Here is a 20,000-nt window from a genome sequence, read left to right on the forward strand (position 1 = left end):
TTGCGCAGGCCGTGACAGGTCGAACATTCCATGCCCGCCACGCCCATCCCGCCCGGCCCGCGCTCGACCGGGGGCATGTGGAAGCGCATGTCGTCCCCCTGCAACGGACTGTCGGTGCGCGGGTGACAGTTGATGCAGCGTGGATGCGTCAGCACCTTGCCCATCTCGGTAAAGATCGCCGCCGATCGCACTGCGGGATCGGAAATACTCGCAAACGCCGCGACCGGCTTCAGCCCGACCGGCGCCGCCGACTGGCTCGACGCCACCACCGCAGCGGGCAGCGCGACAGCGGCCAGGCCGAGCGCGATCAGGCCGTAACGTTGCACGCTCATGCATTGTCTCCATGCGCGAAGGGCAGGCGGCGCACCGCCTTGCCGGTCAGCTTGCGCCAGGCATTGGCGACCGCCGGGGCAATCGGCGGCAGTCCCGGCTCACCTACCCCGCTCGGCTTTTCGGTCGAGGGGATAATCGCCACCTCGACATCCGGCATCTCGCCGATCCGCAGCGAGCGATAGCTGTCGAAATTGGTCTGCTGGACCACGCCGCCCTCACCCAGGGTCAGTTCGGCATAGAGCGCATGGCCCAGGCCATAGCCGATGCCGCCCTCCATCTGCGCGCGGATGATGTCGGGGTTGATCGCGATGCCGCAATCGACCGCGCACCACACTTTGTGCACCTTGGGCAGGCCGTCCGGCCCCTTCGACACTTCGGCAACCTGCGCCACGAAACTGTCGAAGCTTTCGTGCACCGCAATGCCCTTGGCCCGGCCCTTCTTCGCGGGCTTGCCGAACGCCGCCATCTCCGCAACCTTGGCCAGCACCGCCTTGGCGCGCTCGTGCTTGAGCAGGTCCATTCGCCCCGCGACCAGATCCTTGCCGCCCAGTTCGAGCAGCTCGTCGATCATCGTTTCCTTGACGAACGCAGTGTGGGTGTGGCCGACCGACCGCCACCACAGCACGGGCACGCCGCCCTTCATCAGATGCTGACCCAGCCGGAAATCGCCGATCTTGTACTGGTTGGTGTCGCTTGCACCCTCGACCATGTTGCCGTCGATGCCGTCGCGGATGCCCATCGCCTCGAACGGGGTATCCTTCATGATCGACTTGGCGGCGCACACCTGATCCCAGCCGCTGATCGCGCCAGTCGCATCGACACCAGCGCGCACGCGGTGCACCGTCATCGGGCGGTAGAAGCCGCCGGTCAGGTCGTTCTCGCGGCTCGCCACCACCTTGACCGGCGCGGCAAAGCCATAGGCACGCGCGCATGCCGCCGCCTCGGTCGCATCGAACATCACCGGCGTCGCGCGGCGACCGAAGCTGCCCCCGGCGAAGTGCTGGACCAGTTCGCTCTGGTCGAACGGCACGCCCGCGACACCGCACATCGCACCCATCTCGCCGACCTGGAACTGGCTGCCGGCATGGACCGATATCCCTGCGCCCTTCTTCTCGATGACATAATCCATCGTTTCCATCGGCGCATGGGCGAGGAACGGGAAGTAATAGGTGGCATCGATCGTCTTGGCCGCACGCGCGAGCGCGGCAGCGGCATCGCCCGCTGCCTCGACCTGCTTGCCCGGCGTGCGGGCGGCGGCGCTATATTCGGCGAACATCTGATCCGACGATCGCGTCTCCGCCTTCGTCATATCCCAGTCGACCTCCAGCGCCGCAGCGCCGCGCTGCGCGGTCCAGGTGTCGCGGGCATAGACCGCCACTCCCGTCGGGATCGGCTTGACGTCGAGCACGCCGGGGATCGCGCGCGCCGCACCATCCTCGACCTTCTTGACGGTCGCGCCGAACGCGGGCGGGCGGCGCACGGCGGCGTGCACCATGCCGGGCAGGCGCACGTCCTGGGTAAACACCGCCGACCCGTCGCTCTTGGCCTTGCTGTCGACCTTCGACACATGCTTGCCGATATAGACATAGCGGTCCGGGGTCTTCGGCACCGGCTTTTGCGGCACTGGCAGCTTTGCCGCATCCTCGACCAGTTCACCGAAGTGCGCCTTGCGGCTCCCGGCGCTGACCACGCCCTGCGCGATGGAGATCGCGCCCGGCGCGACGCCCCACCGCTTTGCCGCGGCCTCGACCAGCATCGCGCGCGCCGCCGCGCCCGCCATGCGCATCTGGTCCCAGCTTTCGCGCATCGCGGTCGATCCGCCGACGCCCATCGTGCCGAACATGAGGTTCTTGTAGAGCGGGTCATTGGCCGGGGCAAAGACGACGCTGACCTGATCCCAGGCGGCGTCAAGCTCATCGGCGATGATCGTTGCGACGCCGGTCGCCGGCCCCTGGCCGAACTCGACATGCTTGGCGATGATCGTCACGCGGCTGTCGCTGCCGATGCGCACGAACGCATTGGGGGCGAGCGTCGCGGCCGCCGCCTGTGCCTTTGCCGCCTTGCCCGGCAGCGTTACCCCGATGGTGAGCGCGGCACTTCCGGTTAGGAAGGCGCGGCGGTTCGCTACGGCGTTCATGCCTTTGCTCCCTTCACGCCAGCCGCATCCTTGATCGCCTGGCGGATGCGGACATAGGTGGCACAGCGGCAGATGTTGCCCGCCATCGCCGCGTCGATATCGGCATCGGTCGGCTTGGGCTTGGCGGTGAGCAGGCCGATCGCCGACATCACCTGCCCCGACTGGCAGAAACCGCATTGCGGCACGTCGATCTGGACCCAGGCGGCCTTGACCGCATCGGCGACCTTGCCGCTCGCCCCCTCGATCGTCGTCACGCTCTTGCCCGCGACCATGCCGACCGGGGTGACGCACGAGCGCCGGTTCTTCCCGTCGAGATGCACGGTGCACGCGCCGCATTGCGCGACGCCGCAGCCATATTTGGTGCCGGTGAGGCCCAGATGGTCGCGCAACACCCACAGCAACGGCGTTTCGGGATCGCCATCGAAGCTTTGAGGTTTGCCATTCAATTGGAAGGTGGTGGCCATGCGTGCGCCTCCTGTCTGACACGCACGCTAAGCCACCACCGGCCGTTCGCGAAGTGAAATTATTTCACTCGCACACGGTTACTTGGCGACGAAGCGGACCGCCGCACCGCCGCCTGGACCCATCCACAGCGACAGATCATCGCCAGCCTTTACGCGCTTCTTCTCGATGACGATCGCATGGCGCTTGTCAGTGCGATAATCCGCCCCCTCGCCATCGCGATATATCTGCGCCTCATAGGTCTTGCCGGGGTCTAGGAAGTCGAGCTTCACTTGCGTCGTCCGCGCCGTGCCGTCGGTGACTGCACCCACGAACCACTCGCCGGTCCCCTTCGCCTTGCGCGCAACAGTGACATATTCACCGACCTCACCATTCAGCACGCGCGTGTCGGTCCAGTCGACCGCGACATCCTTGATGAACTGGAACGCGCCCGGATTTTTCGCGTAGTTTTCGGGCAGGTCGGCGGCCATCTGAATCGGCGAATAGAGCACGATGTACTGCGCCAGCTGCTTGGCCAGCGTCGACATGAACGGCGTGCCACCCTTGCCCTCCAGGCTCAGCACGCCCGGCGTGAAGTCGAACGGCCCGGCCAACATCCGCGTGAAGAACAGGTTGGCCTCATGCTCGGGCGGATTCTTGGGCTCGCCCCAGGCATTATACTCCTGCCCGCGCGCACCCTCACGGCTCACCCAATTGGGATAGGTGCGGCGCAGGCCGGTGTCCTTGATCGGCTCGTGCGGGTTGACCGCGACCTTGTACTTGGCCGCCGTCTTGACGATGTTGAGGTGGTGGCGCGACATATATTGCCCGTCATGCCATTCCTGCGTCATCCGGCCATCGGCCCAGATGCGGTCGATCTGCCCGGCATCGGTGACATAGCCGGTCTTCACCACCTCGATCCCGTTGTCGGCGGCATAGCGATAGGCGTCGTCGGACTGCGCCTCATACTGCCCCGCGCCGCCGCCGGTCTCGTGATGGCCAACAATGTGTACGCCCTTTTTCTTCGCATAGGCCGACAGCGCCGCCATATCGAACTGCGCCACCGGCTTGTCGAAGTCCCAGCCATCGCCATTGTCGAACCAGTTGCCGTCCCAGCCGACATTCCAGCCCTCGACCAGCACGCCACGGAACCCGTTCTTTGCGGCGAAGTCGATGTACCGCTTTACATTCTCCGTCTTCGCCCCCAGCCGCGCACCGGTGCCCCAGGTTGCGGTGTCGAGGTGCATTTCCCACCACACGCCGACATATTTGCTGGGCTTGAACCAGCTGACATCGCCCAACTTGTTGGGTTCGTTGAGGTTCAGCTCGAGCTGCGACATGTACAGCTTTGCCGCGCTGTCGGCGACGCGCAGCGTCCGCCACGGCGTGGTGAACGCGCCTTCGCGCACCACTGCCGCCCCCTGCGACGACGGCGACAGCGCCGCGCGGAAGCGCGTGCCCTCGACCCGGCGCAGCCACATTGCGGCATAATCGACCAGTGCCGCCTCATGGAACGCGACATGGGTGCCGTCGGCAAGCTTCATCGTCACCGGGGTATGCGCCTGGGTCATGCTGCTGACCGGCGTCTTGTTGTACGGATATTCGTAGCGGTTCCACTCGCCCGCCGGGGTCCACCAGGCGGTGCCGTCGCTCGCCAGCGCAAACTCGGTCAGTTCCTCGATGATCCGCGTCGGCTTGCCATTGGCCGGGGCGGGCAGTTCGTAGCGAAAGCCGAAGCCGTCATCGAACATGCGGAACACCACATCCATCACCCGACCGAGCGCGGTCGTTTCCTTCAGCCGCACGCGCAGCTGGGTGTGGCGGTCGCGCACGCTCTGCCATTCGCCCCAGGGCTGTTCCCAAGTCGAATCCGCGCTGGTCACGCTCTGGCTCTCAATCGCGAAGCCACGCTCCAGCTTGGGCGCGTCGCCGAGCATGAAGCCCATGCGCGACGGCTGGATCAGCGGCTTTCCGTTGCGCGTCACGCTGTAATAGGGACGCCCGTCGCCATCGGTGGTGACGGTGACGCGGATGCTGCCATCGGGCGAGGCGGCGGTCGCGCCGCCCGCCTTGGCGACCGTCGCCTGCGCGACATCCTGTGCCAGCGCCGGACTGGCCAGCGCCAGCAACGGCAGCGTCAACGCTGTCAGGGCCAAGGTTCCACGCATCGTACTCTCCTGTCGGTGACGCCGGATCGCGTCAGTCTGTATGTTCGAGGACCAGTCCCGAATAAGCGGGCAGCTCGCCCGGGGTCGCGCCGTTGACGGCGGCGATCACGCGAAGCCGGTCAGCGCGTTCGGGATGCCACGTCAGCGCGGCCTTGCCCAGATTGAACGCACAGGTTAGCCGCTGCCCCGACGCTTCACGGGTAAACACCAGCAGCGCATCGTCCGCTTCGACCACCGCCATCGCACCCTCACGCAGCGCCGGATTGGCGGCGCGCGTCGCGATCAGCCCGCGCGTCAGGTTGAGCAGCGACCCGTTCTCGGCGGTCTGACGATCGACCGCCAGCGCGGCATGGTCCGCGCCCACCGGCAACCACGGCTCGCCCGCACCGAAACCCAGATTCTCCGCCTCCGCCTGCCACGGCATCGGGGTGCGCACACCATCGCGACTCAGCGTCAGCGGCCAGTTGGCGATCGCCTCCGGGTCCTGCAGCTTCTCGAACGGGATCTCGACCTGGGTCAGCCCCAGCTCCTCGCCCTGGAACAGGATCGCATTGCCGCGCAGGCACAGCAGCAGCAGCATCTTCATCGCCGCGAACGCGCTGCGATGCTCGGGCTCGACCCAGCGCGACACGGCGCGCGGCGCATCGTGATTCTCGAACGCCCAGCTCGGCCAGCCGGTGCCGGGTTCGTCCGGCCAAGTCTCGACCGCCTTCTTCACCAGCGCCGGAGTCAGCTGCGGCGCATAGAGAAAGTCGAAGCCATAGGCGCTGTTGAGCCGCGTCGTGCCGCGGGTGAAAGCGTGCATCTCCGCCTCGGGCGTCGGGCCGCCCACCTCGGCTACGGTGAACGCGCCGCCATGTGCATCAGTCAGCGCGCGGTGCCGTTCGAGGAAGCGGACGATATCCGGGTGGCTCTGGTTATAGACATGGCTCTGGAAATCGAACGGGCGGGTGCGCGGGCGCCCATCGTCCGGCGCAGGCGGATTATCGCGCAATTGCGGATCGTGCATCGCGAAATTGATCGCATCGACGCGGAAGCCATCGACCCCGCGCTCCAGCCAGAATTGCGCCGCTGCCAGCGCGGCATCCTGCACCTCCGGGTTGTGGAGATTGAGGTCGGGCTGCTCACTCAGGAAATTGTGCAGATAATATTGCCCGCGCCGCGCGTCCCAGGTCCAGGCCGGGCCGCCGAACACCGATTGCCAGTTGGTCGGCGGCGATCCGTCCGCCTTGGCGTCCGCCCAGACATACCAGTCGGCGCGCGGGTTATCGCGGCTCGCCCGGCTTTCCTTGAACCAGGCGTGCTGGTCGGAGGTGTGCGAATAGACCTGATCGATAATGACCTTCAGCCCCAGCGCGTGCGCGCGCGCGATCAGCGCGTCGAAATCGGCCAGCGTCCCGAAAATGGGGTCGACGTCGCAATAGTCAGCGATGTCATAGCCGAAGTCGCGCATCGGCGAGGTGAAGAAGGGCGACAGCCAGATCGCGTCGACCCCGAGGCTCGCGACATGATCGAGCCGCGCAGTAATGCCGGGCAGGTCGCCGATCCCGTCGCCATTGGAGTCGGCAAAGCTGCGCGGATAGATCTGGTAGATGACCGCACCGCGCCACCAGTCCTGCTGCGGCTCCGCTGCGATCACAGGGGCAGCCTGGCTCACTTGGCGCCTCCGGTCGCAGCGCAGGCGACATAGCCGAATGCGGGCAATGTCACGGTCAGGCTGCCGGGCGCGGCGGCGCTGGCCGAGCAGTTGCCGACGATCGACGTGAACTGCGTCGAGCCGACACCGATCTCGACCTGCCGCGTGATCGGCTTGGCGCTGGTGTTGAACGCAACGACCACCTCGGCACCCGTGGTCGGGTCGAACCGTGACACCGCGAACAGGCCCGGCGTCTCGTCATAATTGCGCGTCACCTGCCGCCCGCGGCTCAGCGCCGGGGTCGCCTTGCGCGCCGCCGACAGCTTGGCGATTTCGGCATAGAGCGGATGGGTCATGTCGAAATTGGAGTCCGCGGTGGTCCTGGTCGTGCCGATCAGCTTGTTGTCATTGTACACCGCGACCTTGCTCGGGAACATGTCCTCGCGCGCGTCCTGATCATTGCCGTCGCCGAGGAACCCCTGCTCGTCACCCGAATAGACCGTCGGCACCCCGCGCAACAGCAGCAGCATCGCATGACCGAGCGTCACCCGCGCCAGCAGCTCGGCATCGCCCGCCTTGGGAAACGCCCTGCGCACATCGGTCGAAAAACGGCCGTGATCGTGGTTGGAGATGAAGGTCGGCAGCTGCAGCGCGGTCTTCGCCCCGCCTTCGTACAACGCGTCGCGATCGAACAAGGCGGCGAGCGTATCGGTGCCCTTCGCTCCAGCCACCGTCGCCTGCACCGCCGCGCGAAAGCCGAAATCGAGCACGCTGGGCAGCTGGTGCACGCGGGTGTGCAGCGCCAGGTCGCCGGCATCGCCCTCATTCGCGACTTCGCCGAAGATGTGGAAGTTCGGGATGCCCTTCGCCGCCGCGCGTTGCTGCATCGCCTTGGCGAACACCTGCCAGAATTCGGGATTCACGTGGCGCGCGGTATCGATGCGGAATCCGTCGATGCCGAACTGGTCGATCCAACCGCCATAAATGTCGATGAACCCCTGAACCACGCGCGGATTCTCGGTCATCAGATCGTCCAGCCCGACGAAATCGCCCATGGTCGAGCTTTCGTTGCGGAAGGTCGTGTTGCCGCGATTATGGTAGAAAATCGGGTCGTTGAGCCAGGCAGGCACCTTCACCGCCCTCTCGGCTTCGGGCAGGAACGGCGTATAGGCGTAATTGGGATCGGTCAGCTTCGCGAAATTCTCCGCGGTGCCGATGCCGTCACCGGCAAAGCCCGGATTGATGGCCTTGCCGGTGACGCCCCCTTTGCGCTGGTACGGATAGTCGGCGCGGCTGCGATAGTCGCACGCGCTGACCGGACATTCGCGATACTGGATCACGTCCGCCGTGTGATTGGTGATGATGTCGAGATAGACCTTGATCCCGCGGGCATGGGCGGCGTCGACGAACGCCTTCATCTCCGCATTCGTCCCGAAATGCGGGTCGACCTGGGTGAAATCGGTGATCCAGTATCCGTGATAGCCGGCGCTTTCCTGCCCCGGCCCGCCCTGAACGGGCTTGTTCTTGTAGATCGGCCCCAGCCAGATCGCGGTCGCGCCCAGCCCCTGGATGTAATCGAGCCGCGCGATCAGCCCTTTCAGGTCGCCGCCATGAAAGAACCCCTTGTGCGTCGGATCGAAGCCATGCGTCAGCCGGTCGCCCTTCAGCCCGCCCGTGTCGTTCGTCGGATCGCCATTCTCGAAGCGGTCGGGCAGCATGAAATACAGCACCTCCTGCTCCGCCGTCCGCTCGCGCAGCGACGGCTGCGGCGTCGGGGTCTGGGCCAGCACGGGGCTGGCAAGCGCGGTGGCGAGGATCAGCGGCAACAGCTTCATACGCGGGTCACTTCCTGGGGCTGGGTTTGCGGGGTCGCGACGAAGCGCGCGACGAAGTCATCATGGTCGGGCATGCGCGCGGCATCGCGGGCAAAGGCGGTGGCGACGGTCGACAGGAACTGGTCGAGCTGCGCGTCGTCGAGCTGATCGGCCAGCGGGTGCCAGCGCTCGGGGACGATCCCCTGCCCCACCATCACCTGCAGCCAGCCGGGGACGTCGAACAATTCCTCATGCTCGCGCACGATCCGGCCGTCGGTGCGGAACATCGCGATGCGGTTGGCGAGCGGCTCGGGCAGTTCCATTGTGCGCAGCGCATCCCAAAACGGCTCGCCGGTCCGGCCATTGGCGGTGTAGTGCAGGATCACGAAATCGCGAATCCGCTCGATCTCGACATCCGCCAGCCGGTTGAACGCATCGCGATCGGCGCTCGCCACCGGGCCGCTCGGCAGAAAGTCGAGCAGCCGGTTGATCCCGGTCTGAATGAGGTGGATCGAGGTCGATTCCAGCGGCTCGATAAACCCGGACGACAGCCCGATCGCCACGACATTGCGGTTCCAGAAGCGCTTCCGCTTGCCGGTGGTGAAGCGCAGCATGCGCGGTTCGGCCAGCGGCTCGCCGTCCAGATTGGCCATCAGCGTCGCGCTCGCCTCATCCTCGCTGATGTGGCGCGAGCAGAAGACATGGCCGTTGCCGGTGCGATGCTGCAGCGGGATGCGCCACTGCCATCCGGCGGTGCGCGCGGTCGAGCGGGTATAGGGGGTGAGCGGACGCACCCCGGCGCACGGCACCGCGACCGCGCGGTCGCATGGCAGCCAGTGGCTCCAATCCTCGTACCCCGTCGCCAGCGCGCCCTCGATCAACAGCCCGCGAAAGCCCGTACAGTCCACGAACAATTCGCCGTCGATCCGCTCGCCACCGGTCAAGGTCAGCGCAGCGACGTCGCCGCTCTCGCCGTCGCGCTCGGTGCTGCCGATCTTGCCCTCGACCCGCACCACGCCGCGGGCCTCGGCATAGCGGCGCAAAAATGCAGCATAGAGCCCCGCATCGAAATGATAGGCATAGGGCATCGGCGGCAAGGCACTGTCAGGCGCCCGATGCACATGCGCGAAGCGGTTGCCATAGGCAGCGACGGCGTTGAGCACATAGTCGCCCAGCGGCCCGGCCGTGCCCGCCGCGCGCCCGCGCAGCCAATAATGGTGAAAGGGCAACAACCCCAGCCCGCGCCCGACCAGCCCAAATGCGTGCATATAGCGATCGTCGAACCCGCCCCATCCGGCAAATTCGATGCCGAGCTTGTAGGTCCCCTGGGTCTCGCGCAGGAACTGCGCCTCGTCGATTCCCAGCGCCTGATTGAAGTTGCGGATCATCGGAATGGTGGCTTCGCCCACCCCGACGGCGCCGATCTCTTCGGATTCGACCAAAGTGATCCGCCAGCCCTTGCCGCAGAAGCGCGCCAGCGCCGCTGCGGTCATCCAGCCGGCGGTTCCGCCGCCGGCGATGACGATGCTGCGCAACATTTCAGACATCGTATCGCCTTTCCCCCCGGCGGCTTGCACCGCCGGGGGATACACGGATCAGAACTTGAAGGTGAAGCCCGCCTGGAACCGGCGACCAAAGCGCTGATAGTTCATTACTTCGAGCGGACGGCCCGGGTTGGTCGCCACGAACGGTTCGTCGGTCAGGTTCGACCCCTGCAGGAACAGCGACAGCCCTTCGAGCGCACTGCCCGGCTGGAAGTCGTAGCCGATCTGCGCGTCGACGATCGTTTCGTCCAGCGCACGGCGGCGGGTGCGCACCGCACCCAGCCCCGAGAACTCACCCAGGAAGGTCGAGCGGTAACGGACGCTGCCGCGAACGTTGAAGCCCCACTTCTCGAAATAGGCCGTGCCGTTGGCGACCCAGTCCGAATAGCCCGGGATGTTCTGGGTCGGCTGACCCGGCTCCGGCCGGATTTCGGACTTGGTGTAGGACACACCACCCGTCACGCCAAAGCCGGACAGCGCCGAGGTGAAGGTTTCGAACGGGATCGTCCCCGCAAATTCGGCGCCATAGATCTTGCCGCCATCGCCGTTGAACGGCTGGCTGATGCGGCCCTGCGTGCTCACCGGCGGGGTCGGCTGGATCAGCGGGTAGCTCGAATAATCGAACGGGCGCTCGGCGGTGTAGATGTAGTTGTGCAGCGTCTTGTAGAACAGCTGCAGCGCGACATAGCCGCTCCGACCCCAATATTTCTCGAACGTCAGGTCGAACGCGGTGGCGCGATACGGACGCAGCGAAGGGTTGCCGCCGCTGCCGGTCACGATCCGCTCGGCGATGTTCGCGCCATAGGCGATGTTGACGCGCATATCATCCAGACGCGGACGCTGAATCTCGCGTGCCGCGCCGAAGCGGACCACGAAATCGCTGTCGAAGCGCAGCGACAGGCTCATGCTCGGCAGCACGTCCCAGTAATCGGCGCCCAGCGTGCGCAGCTGCGGCCCGGTCGGGGTCTGGATATAGCCGGTCGAGTTCTGGTTGGTCGCCTGTGCCAGCACGCCGACATTGCCGGTCAGGCGTGCGCCACCCAGATCCGAATCGATGTTGAGCATCGCATAGCTGCTCAGCACCTCTTCCTCGACGTTGAAGCTCTTGAACAACACGTCCTGCGCCGTGTTGGCGACGCGGGTGTAGACCCCGCCATTGAGCAGATCGAGCGGGTTGTAGCTCAGCATCGGGCCGAGGCCGAGATAGCTGAGGTTGGTCGGCGTCAGGCGATATTGCGCCGGCACCTGCGCCTGCAGCGCGCCGCCGGCGAGCTGGAGGAAATACTCGTCCGGCACCAGCGACTTTTCGCGGTCGACATAGTTGGCACCCAGCTTCACGCTCTTGATGAAGTTGCCGTCGAACTCCTTCTCGACCTCAGCCAGATAGCTGAACAGCTCGTCGTCCACGATGCGATCATTGTAATAGCCATGCTGGCGGCCGCCCGGCGCGCCGCCGCCCCAGCCGAGCGGATCGGTCAGCACGATCAGCGTCGGGTCGCTATAGTTGAGCACGTGCGAGGTGAAGAAGGTGCCCGTCTCGGTCGTGCGGAACGACAGCGTGTCCTGTGCGCCGACGCCACCGCCCGGCCCGGTGCCGGCGTTCGATTCGAGGATCAGCTCGCGGCGATCGGTGCGCGACCAGCCAAAGTCGAAATTGACGTTCCAGCCGTCATCGCCCTCATGCTTGAGGTTGATGCCGCCCGAATACAGGTCCGCCTGACGCAGATAATTGTGGTTGTTGACCACGCCCTCGACCCCGGTGAAGGTCCCGGCGGTGATCAGGCCATCGCGCGTTTCGCGACCGGTCGGCGACAGCGTCGCGCCGCTCCATGCCAGCGGCAGTTCGATGCCGCGCTTGATCTGCGTATCGTCGAAGTTCGAGTAGAAGCCGTCGAGGGTCAGCATCCAGTTGCTGCCGAAATCGGCCTGGATCGTGCCCGAAATGCCCAGCCGCTTGAGCTGCGAGGTGGTGACGAACGGCTTCACGCCGCCGACGAGGTTGGTGTTCGGCGCAACGGTGGCATAGCCCCAGGCTTCGAACTCCTCGATCTGATACGGCTCATCGACATAGGACGCGGCCAGCGCAATACCCAGGCGATCGTCCATGAACTTGCCGACATAGGTGCCGTTGAGGCGATAGCCCCAGTCCTTCGACCCGCTGTTAAGCTTGCCCATGTCGGTGTAGATGCCGCGCGCACCGACGGCGATCACTTCCTTGCCATATTCGAGCGGGCGGATCGTGCGGATGTCGATCGTGCCGACCAGGCCCTGCGTCGGCAGCGCTGCATTCGGCGTCTTGTAGACGTTCACGCCGTTGACGATTTCCGACGGATATTGGTCGAATTCGATGCCGCGATTGTCGTTGGTCGAGGTCTGCGGGCGGCCGTTGAGCAGCGTCGCCGAGAAATCCGGGCCGAAACCGCGGATCGAGATGAACGAGCTGCGGCCCGAAATGCGCTGCGACGTCAGGCCGGGCAGACGCGCGATCGATTCCGCGATCGAGGCGTCGGGCAGCTTGCCGATATCTTCGGCGGACACCGACTCGACGATCTGATCGGAATCTTTCTTGGTCGAAACCGCGCTTTCGAGTGCGGCGCGGAACCCGGTAACGACGATCTCCTCGCCCTCCGCCGCGGGTTCGGTCTGCTCTTGCGCATAAGCCGGCATCGCCAGCCCCGCGATCAGCATCGCCGCGGCAATCGCCGATCCGCTGGCTCCGGTGGAAAGTCGTGCAGCCGTGCGGCCGCCAAGCATGTGACGCATGATATCCTCCCCTATGCCGGCCCCCTAATCTGGCCGGGGCGCACCCTTGCGGCGCGTTGTGCATAATATTCAGGGTAAGTCGTGCGGAGCGCCAGCGAACGGCATACGTATTCACGGGCAAGCCGATGCTGCGTGTCCGCCGCGCAACATTGACGTCGCCCGGAAAGGCGCTCAACGTCACCGGGTCAAGCGGAGGGCACATCCGCGGACGCTTAGGGGATTGGGTGCCATTGGCCATGCAACGCAAGCCGACATCGTTCGACATCGCGCACCTTGCCGGCGTATCGCAGCCGACGGTGTCGCGCGCGCTGCGCGGCGGACGCGGCGTCAACGAAGCGACGCGCATGCGGATCGAGGCGATTGCCCGCCGCCTGAACTATCGCGTCGACAAGGCCGCATCGAACCTGCGCAGCCGCCATGCCGAAACGCTCGCGGTGCTGATCTTTCAGGACGAAAGTGCCGACGACAGCGCGATCAACCCGTTCTTCCTCTCGATGCTCGGCTCGATCATGCGCGCCTGTGCCGATCACGGGCAGGACATGCTGGTGTCGTTCCAGCAATTGGGCAGCGACTGGCACCAGGATTATGAGGATTCGCGCCGCGCCGACGGGCTTATCCTGCTCGGCTATGGCGATTATGAACTCTATCGCGCCAAGATCAGCGAACTGATCGCACAAAACACCCATTTCGTGCGCTGGGGATCCGTCGAGGCCGAGGGCGCGGGCCTGACCGTCGGCTGCGACAATCAGGGTGGCGGGCGCGCCGCGACGCGGCATCTGATCGCGCTAGGCCGCCGACGCATCGCCTTTCTCGGCCATGCGTCGAGCCATTATCCCGAATTCCACGATCGCTATCGCGGCCATGTCGCGGCGCTGAAGGACGCCGGGCTTACCGCCGATCCGGCGCTGCAGGTCGACGCCCTGACCTCGGAGGAAGCCGGTGCCGCCGCCGCCGAGGCGCTGATTGCGCGCGGCGGGCGGTTCGACGCGATCCTCGCCGCCAGCGACCTGATCGCGATCGGCGCGATGCGCGCGCTCGCAGCACAGGGCCTGCGGGTGCCGGAGGATGTCGCCGTGGTCGGCTTCGACGATATCGCGGCGGCAAGCTTCACCAACCCGCCGCTCACCACCGTGATGCAGGACACCCGCGCCGCGGGACGCATGCTGGTCGAAACATTGCTCGGCCGCATCCGCGAGGAGCGCGTCCATGATGTGCTGCTCCCCGCCAAACTCGTCGTCCGCCGCTCGTGCGGCGCACCGGCCTGACCTAGGACCAAAGATGGAAAAACCGCGCCAGGGCTTTTGGGGCCTGTGGAACATCTCGTTCGGCTTCTTCGGCATCCAGATCGGCTTTGCGCTGCAAAATGCGAATATGAGCCGCATCTTCCAGTCGCTCGGTACCAGCATCGACGATCTGCCCGCTTTGTGGGTTGCAGCGCCGCTGACCGGCCTGCTTGTGCAGCCGATCATCGGGCATATGAGCGACCGGACCTGGCTCGGCCGGCTGGGTCGCCGCCGCCCCTACTTCCTTGCCGGTGCGATCCTCGCCGCATTGTCGCTGTTCGTGATGCCGCTCGCCCCGGTATTGCTGGTCGCGGCGGTGATGCTGTGGGTGCTCGACGCTTCGCTCAACATCTCGATGGAGCCGTTCCGCGCCTTTGTCGGCGACATGCTGCGCAAGGATCAGCATAGCGCGGGTTATGCGGTGCAGACCGCGTTCATCGGCGCGGGTGCGGTCGTGGGATCGATCTTCCCCTGGGGACTGGAGCACCTCGGCGTCTCCAACGAAGCGCCGCTGGGCAGCATCCCGGACACCGTTCGTTACGCCTTCTGGTTCGGCGGTGCGGCCCTGTTCCTCGCCGTGCTGTGGACGATCCTGACCACCCGCGAATACAGCCCCGAACAGCTCGCCGCATTCGAAGGCGCGCGCGCCGAAGCCGCCGATGAAAGCGTGCGTGTGCTCGCAGCGCGCGGTCCGCTCGCTAGCCTGGTCTGGATGGGCGCCGGCGCACTGGTTGCAGCGGCAGTGGGCTGGTTCGGTCTCGAAAAGGAGGTGTATCTGCTCGGCGGGCTGCTGGCGGCCTATGGCATCGCCAGCCTGATCGCGACCTGGCTCGCCAGACAGGATATCCCCTCAATGCTCACCAGCATCGTCGGCGATTTCGCCGGCATGCCGCCGATCATGAAACGGCTGGCGGTGGTGCAGTTCTTCAGCTGGTCCGCGCTGTTCATCATGTGGATCAACACGACGCCGGTCGTGGCGCAGGTGTTTTTCGGCGCGGCCGACGCCGCCGACCCGCGCTATCAAGAGGGCGCAAACTGGGTCGGCGTGCTGTTCACCGTCTATAACGGCGTCGCTGCCGTCGCCGCGCTGACGCTGCTCCCGCTGCTCGCCGCGCACTTCGGCAAGGTGCGCACACACATCGTCGGCCTGCTCTGCGGCGCGGCGGGATATGCCAGCTTCTTCTTCATCACCGATCACAACTGGCTGATCGTCAGCGAAATCGGCATCGGCATCGCCTGGGCGTCGATCCTCGCCATGCCCTATGCGATCCTCGCGTCGAACCTGCCCCAGGCCAAGCTCGGAATCTTCATGGGGCTTTTCAACGTGTTCGTTGTGGTTCCCCAGCTACTGGTCGCAACGGTGATGGGGTCGATCATGAAGGCGTTCTTCCCCGACCAGCCGATCTGGACGATGGCCTTCGCCGCCGGAACCCTCTGCCTCGCCGCACTCGCGATGACGCGGGTGAAGGAAGGCTGACCCGATCTCCCCTCCCGCTTGCGGAAGGGGTCGGGGGAGGGCCTTTCCATCCAGGCCGCGCTATACGGGGACAGGCCCTCCCCTAGCCCCTCCCGCAAGCGGGAGGGGGACTAAAGGGCCGAAAAGTCGATGCTTCCGTGCCGGTCGAGCGTGCGCGAGCGATCTTCCATCGGGTACTTCAACCCCGTCGCGCAATTGAACAGCAACGCCGTCTCGTCGGGCGACACGCGCCCATCGGCGACCGCCGCGCGCCACGCCGCCAGCGTCGCCCCACCCTCGGGGCACAGCAGCAGGCCGTCGAGCCGCGCCGCATCCTCGACCGCCTCCAGGATCGCGGCGTCGCTGACGGCCATCGCAAAGCCGTTTGATTCGCGCACCGCGTCGAGGATCAGGAAATCGCCCACCGCCTGCGGCACGCGGATCCCCGCCGCGACGGTATGCGCGTCCTCCCAGCGCGTCGCATGGCGCGCGCCCGCTTCCCAGGCCCGCACCATCGGCGCGCAGCCCTCGGCCTGCACCGCCACCATGCGCGGGCGCTTCGATCCGATCCAGCCCAGCGCCTCCAGCTCGGCAAACGCCTTCCACATCCCGATTAGGCCGGTTCCACCGCCGGTGGGGTAAAAGATCACATCGGCAATTCCCAGCCAAGCTGCTCGGCCAGCTCCAGCCCCATCGTCTTCTTGCCCTCGATCCGGTACGGCTCCTTCAGCGTCGACAGGTCGAACCAGCCATTGGCTTCCTTCCCCGCCGCGACCAGCTTGCCGCAATCGTCGATCAGGCCGTTGACGCGATAGACGCGAGCGCCCTGCGCCGCGATCTCGCGCACATTGATCTCAGGGGTATCGTCGGGGCAGAAGATCACCGCCTCGATCCCCGCCTGCGCGGCATAGGCCGCCGCCGCCGCGCCGGCATTGCCGTTGGTCGGCATCGCGATGGTGGTAACGCCCAGCTCCTTGGCCATGCTGATCGCCATGACCAGCCCGCGCGCCTTGAACGAACCCGTCGGCAGTCGCCCCTCGTCCTTGACCAGCAGATTGGCGGCGCCCGCCCCCGCACCGATCTTACGCAGCGGCACGATCGGCGTCGTGATCTCGCCCAAGCTCACGATATTCTCGGTGCGGCGCACCGGCAGCAGCTCGCGATAGCGCCACAGATCCGCCGGACGCTGCGCCAGATCAGCCGGCGTCACCGCAGCCCGCACCCTGTCCAGATCGTAGCGGACCAGCAGCGGCCGCCCGACCCGCGACAGTCCCTGCAGCGTGTCGGCGTCATAGCGCTCCCCGGTCATCCCGCATTCGAGATGGGTGACAAAGGTCGGACGGTCGGCGGTGATGTTGGTGCTGTAGATCATGGCGCTGGCTTAAAGCGGGCCGTGCGCTTAGTCGATGCGCTCCGCCCGCCAGCCATCGCCGATGATCGCACGATCGCCGACCGTTCCGCGATACGTCCGACCCTCGCTGACGAAGCCGAGTGCGGCGCCGTTCAACAAGGGCGCGGATAGCGTGCGGCCGTCCAGCGTCCCGGTGACACGGCTATAGCGCTGCTGGATCAAGAGCTCGGCCACGCTGCCGTCTGCGCGGATCAGCCGCCATGCGCCGCCGGCGATCGCCGGAATCGTCCAGCGATAGACGCGCTTGTCGGCGATCTCGCGAAAGTCTTCATGCGGCCAATCGCCCATGTCGAACGCATGGCTCACGACCCGTGCGCCCGCCTTCATCTCATTGAGAAGTTTCGGCTTCAGCCGAACATTCAGCGCGGGCAGCAGGTATAGCGTAACGACATCGGCTTCGCGCAGCGACACGGTGAACAGATCGTCGCGGACGAACCGCGCGCGCTCTTCCAACCCCTCCAGCCGGGTCAGCGACCGCGCCCGCGCAACCAGATCGCTGTCGATCTCGACACCGAGTGCCACGGCACCACGCCGCGCAGCAGCGCGCGGAATGCGGCCATCCCCCGATCCCAGGTCGATCAGGCGCTCGTCGGGCTTGAGCCCCGCCATGTCGAGCATGCCTTCCACCACTTCGGGCGGGGTGGGAACATAGGGGACGTCTTTGGCATGGCTCCGGCGTGGGGCGGTCGCGACGCCAGCGGCACCAAGCAACACAATCCGGCGAGAGAGGTGCAACGTCATCGCGCGAACCTGCCCGTCTGCTGACGCAAGGACAACCGCGCTCTCCGAGGCTGAACGCAAAAAAGCCGCCCGAGGGCGGCTTGAACACAGGATTTCGATGGTTGCGGGGGTTGGATTTGAACCAACGACCTTCAGGTTATGAGCCTGACGAGCTACCGGGCTGCTCCACCCCGCGCCATCATCGGGGCACAAACGCCCCAAAAGCAAAAACGCGCCGCGCCGGTTAGCGCGACGCGTGCTGCGTATCTGACATTGTGAATGGGTTTTCCGATTACACCGGCTTCAATGCCTGGCGACGACCTACTCTTCCAGTGCTTGAGCAATAGTACCATCGGCGCAGACAGGTTTCACGGCCGAGTTCGGGATGGGATCGGGTGGGTCACTGACGCTATGGTCACCAAGCAATGAAGCAGGTGTAATCGGGTAATTTCAAATCGATGCGTGCACCAAGGCTCGAGGTTCACAACCTCAATGCAGCCAAAGCTGTCATTGATGGTGGGACTCATCAAGCGCGAATAGGACAATTAGTACTGGTTAGCTCCACACGTTACCGCGCTTCCACATCCAGTCTATCAAGGTGGTGGTCTACCACCGTCCTAAGAAATCTTATCTTGAGGGAGGCTTCCCGCTTAGATGCTTTCAGCGGTTATCCCGTCCATACATAGCTACCCAGCTGCGCTCTTGGCAGAACGACTGGTACACCAGAGGTATGTTCAACCCGGTCCTCTCGTACTAGGGTCAACTCCTCTCAAATTTCGACGCCCACGGCAGATAGGGACCAAACTGTCTCGCGACGTTCTGAACCCAGCTCACGTACCACTTTAATTGGCGAACAGCCAAACCCTTGGGACCTGCTCCAGCCCCAGGATGTGATGAGCCGACATCGAGGTGCCAAACGATTCCGTCGATATGAGCTCTTGGGAATCATCAGCCTGTTATCCCCGGCGTACCTTTTATCCGTTGAGCGATGGCCCTTCCACGAGGGACCACCGGATCACTATGACCGACTTTCGTCTCTGCTCGACTCGTCAGTCTCGCAGTCAGGCTGGCTTATGCCATTGCACTCTAACGGTCGGTTTCCAACCGACCTGAGCCAACCTTCGCACGCCTCCGTTACTCTTTAGGAGGCGACCGCCCCAGTCAAACTACCCGCCACAGAGGGTCCCTGAACCGGATAACGGTTCGAGGTTAGACATCAGAAATCAACAGGGTGGTATTTCACCGTAGGCTCCACACCAGCTGGCGCCAGTGCTTCAAAGCCTCCCACCTATGCTACACAATTAATTCCTAATGCCACTCTGAAGCTGCAGTAAAGGTGCACGGGGTCTTTCCGTCTAACCGCGGGTACTCCGCATCTTCACGGAGAATTCAATTTCGCTGAGCATGTCCTGGAGACAGTGGGGAAGTCGTTACGCCATTCGTGCAGGTCGGAACTTACCCGACAAGGAATTTCGCTACCTTAGGACCGTTATAGTTACGGCCGCCGTTTACCTGGGCTTCGTTTCGGAGCTTGCACCCCTCCACTTAACCTTCAGGCACCGGGCAGGCGTCAGGCCCTATACGTCGTCTTGAAGCCGACTTAGCAGAGCCCTGTGTTTTTGCTAAACAGTCGCTACCCCCTGGCCTGTGCCCCCTACATCTGCTTGCGCAAAAGTAGGGCCTCCTTCTTCCGAAGGTACGGAGGCAATTTGCCGAGTTCCTTCAGGACACTTCTCTCAAGCGCCTTGGTATACTCTACCTGACCACCTGTGTCGGTTTCGGGTACGGTCTATACGGTGGAGCTATTTCCTGGGACTTCGTCGAAGCACGTCCAATCCGATAAGGACGTACAACACAAGAAATCCGTCACTACCACCAGGCCCACGAATATTAACGTGGTTCCCATCGACTACCCCCTTCGGGCTCGTCTTAGGGGCCGGCTCACCCTGCTCAGATTAGCTTTAAGCAGGAACCCTTGGTCTTTCGGCGAGAGGGCATCTCACCCTCTTTATCGCTACTCATGTCTGCATTCGCACTTCCGATATCTCCACCGTCGGTTACCCTTCGGCTTCACAGACTTACGGAACGCTCCGCTACCGCGTGGATAAATCCACACCCTAAGCTTCGGTGCATCACTTTAGCCCCGTTACATTTTCGCCGCAGGAACCCTTGTTTAGACCAGTGAGCTGTTACGCTTTCTTTAAAGGATGGCTGCTTCTAAGCCAACCTCCTGGCTGTTTTGGGATTCCCACATGCTTTCCCACTTAGTGATGACTTGGGGACCTTAGCTGTAG

General features: G+C 64.7%; 10 protein-coding genes, 1 tRNA gene, 2 rRNA genes and 2 pseudogenes (1 of these 15 running past the window's edge). 2 read left to right on the top strand and 13 right to left on the bottom strand.

Annotated elements, in window-relative coordinates; genetic code table 11:
* From AX681_RS19325 to AX681_RS19360, 8 genes and pseudogenes are all read right to left on the bottom strand, one after another.
* Positions 1-332 (bottom strand): annotated as a pseudogene (locus tag AX681_RS19325) (Isoquinoline 1-oxidoreductase subunit); the annotation flags it as partial.
* Positions 329-2,470, bottom strand: coding sequence for a xanthine dehydrogenase family protein molybdopterin-binding subunit (locus tag AX681_RS19330; RefSeq protein WP_066664710.1), 2,142 nt, complete (start codon positions 2,468-2,470; stop codon positions 329-331). The pseudogene AX681_RS19325 and the gene AX681_RS19330, both read right to left, overlap by 4 nt.
* The gene (locus tag AX681_RS19335; protein ID WP_066664708.1) at positions 2,467-2,934 is read right to left on the bottom strand and encodes a (2Fe-2S)-binding protein; all 468 of its coding nucleotides are present in this window, start codon (positions 2,932-2,934) and stop codon (positions 2,467-2,469) included. The genes AX681_RS19330 and AX681_RS19335 overlap by 4 nt, the downstream gene beginning before the upstream one ends.
* Before the next feature lie 78 nt (positions 2,935-3,012).
* A complete protein-coding gene (locus tag AX681_RS19340) occupies positions 3,013-5,079 on the bottom strand; it encodes a glycoside hydrolase family 97 protein (protein WP_066664706.1) in 2,067 nt (688 codons plus the stop codon).
* Positions 5,080-5,110: 31 nt separating this feature from the next.
* Entirely contained in the window at positions 5,111-6,736 is a 1,626-nt protein-coding gene (locus AX681_RS19345; protein WP_231733854.1) for an alpha-amylase family glycosyl hydrolase, read from the bottom strand.
* Complete coding sequence (locus AX681_RS19350) at positions 6,733-8,550, bottom strand: alpha-amylase family glycosyl hydrolase (protein ID WP_082738137.1); 1,818 nt, start codon at positions 8,548-8,550, stop codon at positions 6,733-6,735. The genes AX681_RS19345 and AX681_RS19350 overlap by 4 nt, the downstream gene beginning before the upstream one ends.
* Positions 8,547-10,076, bottom strand: a complete 1,530-nt coding sequence (locus AX681_RS19355) for a tryptophan halogenase family protein (RefSeq protein ID WP_066664712.1) — start codon at positions 10,074-10,076, stop codon at positions 8,547-8,549. The genes AX681_RS19350 and AX681_RS19355 overlap by 4 nt, the downstream gene beginning before the upstream one ends.
* Before the next feature lie 48 nt (positions 10,077-10,124).
* Entirely contained in the window at positions 10,125-12,836 is a 2,712-nt protein-coding gene (locus AX681_RS19360; RefSeq protein WP_231733853.1) for a TonB-dependent receptor, read from the bottom strand.
* Positions 12,837-13,066: 230 nt separating this feature from the next.
* Here AX681_RS19360 and AX681_RS19365 point away from each other — a divergent pair, with 230 nt between their 5' ends.
* The gene (locus tag AX681_RS19365) at positions 13,067-14,101 is read left to right on the top strand and encodes a LacI family DNA-binding transcriptional regulator (RefSeq protein ID WP_066664700.1); all 1,035 of its coding nucleotides are present in this window, start codon (positions 13,067-13,069) and stop codon (positions 14,099-14,101) included.
* A gap of 13 nt (positions 14,102-14,114) precedes the next feature.
* Positions 14,115-15,596 carry an MFS transporter gene (locus tag AX681_RS19370; RefSeq protein ID WP_066664697.1) on the top strand — a complete coding sequence of 494 codons (1,482 nt, stop codon included), beginning with the start codon at positions 14,115-14,117 and terminating at the stop codon, positions 15,594-15,596.
* A 110-nt stretch (positions 15,597-15,706) separates the two neighbouring features.
* Here the strand turns inward: AX681_RS19370 and AX681_RS19375 are convergent.
* The 5 genes and pseudogenes from AX681_RS19375 to AX681_RS19395 all read right to left on the bottom strand — a co-directional run.
* A pseudogene (locus AX681_RS19375) lies at positions 15,707-16,947 on the bottom strand (threonine synthase).
* A gap of 27 nt (positions 16,948-16,974) precedes the next feature.
* Positions 16,975-17,727: a methyltransferase domain-containing protein gene (locus AX681_RS19380; protein ID WP_156442941.1), complete on the bottom strand. Its 753-nt coding sequence runs from the start codon at positions 17,725-17,727 to the stop codon at positions 16,975-16,977.
* Positions 17,728-17,825: 98 nt separating this feature from the next.
* Positions 17,826-17,902: transfer RNA gene (locus AX681_RS19385), tRNA-Met, on the bottom strand.
* Between the two features lie 112 nt (positions 17,903-18,014).
* Positions 18,015-18,129: ribosomal RNA gene (gene rrf, locus AX681_RS19390) — 5S ribosomal RNA — on the bottom strand.
* 102 nt (positions 18,130-18,231) lie between these two features.
* A 23S ribosomal RNA gene (locus AX681_RS19395) occupies positions 18,232-20,000 on the bottom strand; it runs 1,021 nt beyond the window's last position.

The organism is Sphingomonas sp. CCH9-E2, from assembly GCF_001557215.1.
Taxonomy (GTDB): Bacteria; Pseudomonadota; Alphaproteobacteria; order Sphingomonadales; family Sphingomonadaceae; genus Sphingomonas.

What these genes read in the sequence shown, in the direction of transcription:
- AX681_RS19340 (WP_066664706.1), bottom strand. Translation starts at nt 5,079, where the DNA reads ATGCGTGGAACCTTGGCCCTGACAGCGTTGACGCTGCCGTTGCTGGCG.
- AX681_RS19360 (WP_231733853.1), bottom strand. Translation starts at nt 12,836, where the DNA reads ATGCGTCACATGCTTGGCGGCCGCACGGCTGCACGACTTTCCACCGGA.
- AX681_RS19355 (WP_066664712.1), bottom strand. Translation starts at nt 10,076, where the DNA reads ATGTCTGAAATGTTGCGCAGCATCGTCATCGCCGGCGGCGGAACCGCC.
- AX681_RS19380 (WP_156442941.1), bottom strand. Translation starts at nt 17,727, where the DNA reads ATGACGTTGCACCTCTCTCGCCGGATTGTGTTGCTTGGTGCCGCTGGC.
- AX681_RS19370 (WP_066664697.1), top strand. Translation starts at nt 14,115, where the DNA reads ATGGAAAAACCGCGCCAGGGCTTTTGGGGCCTGTGGAACATCTCGTTC.
- AX681_RS19350 (WP_082738137.1), bottom strand. Translation starts at nt 8,550, where the DNA reads ATGAAGCTGTTGCCGCTGATCCTCGCCACCGCGCTTGCCAGCCCCGTG.
- AX681_RS19330 (WP_066664710.1), bottom strand. Translation starts at nt 2,470, where the DNA reads ATGAACGCCGTAGCGAACCGCCGCGCCTTCCTAACCGGAAGTGCCGCG.
- AX681_RS19335 (WP_066664708.1), bottom strand. Translation starts at nt 2,934, where the DNA reads ATGGCCACCACCTTCCAATTGAATGGCAAACCTCAAAGCTTCGATGGC.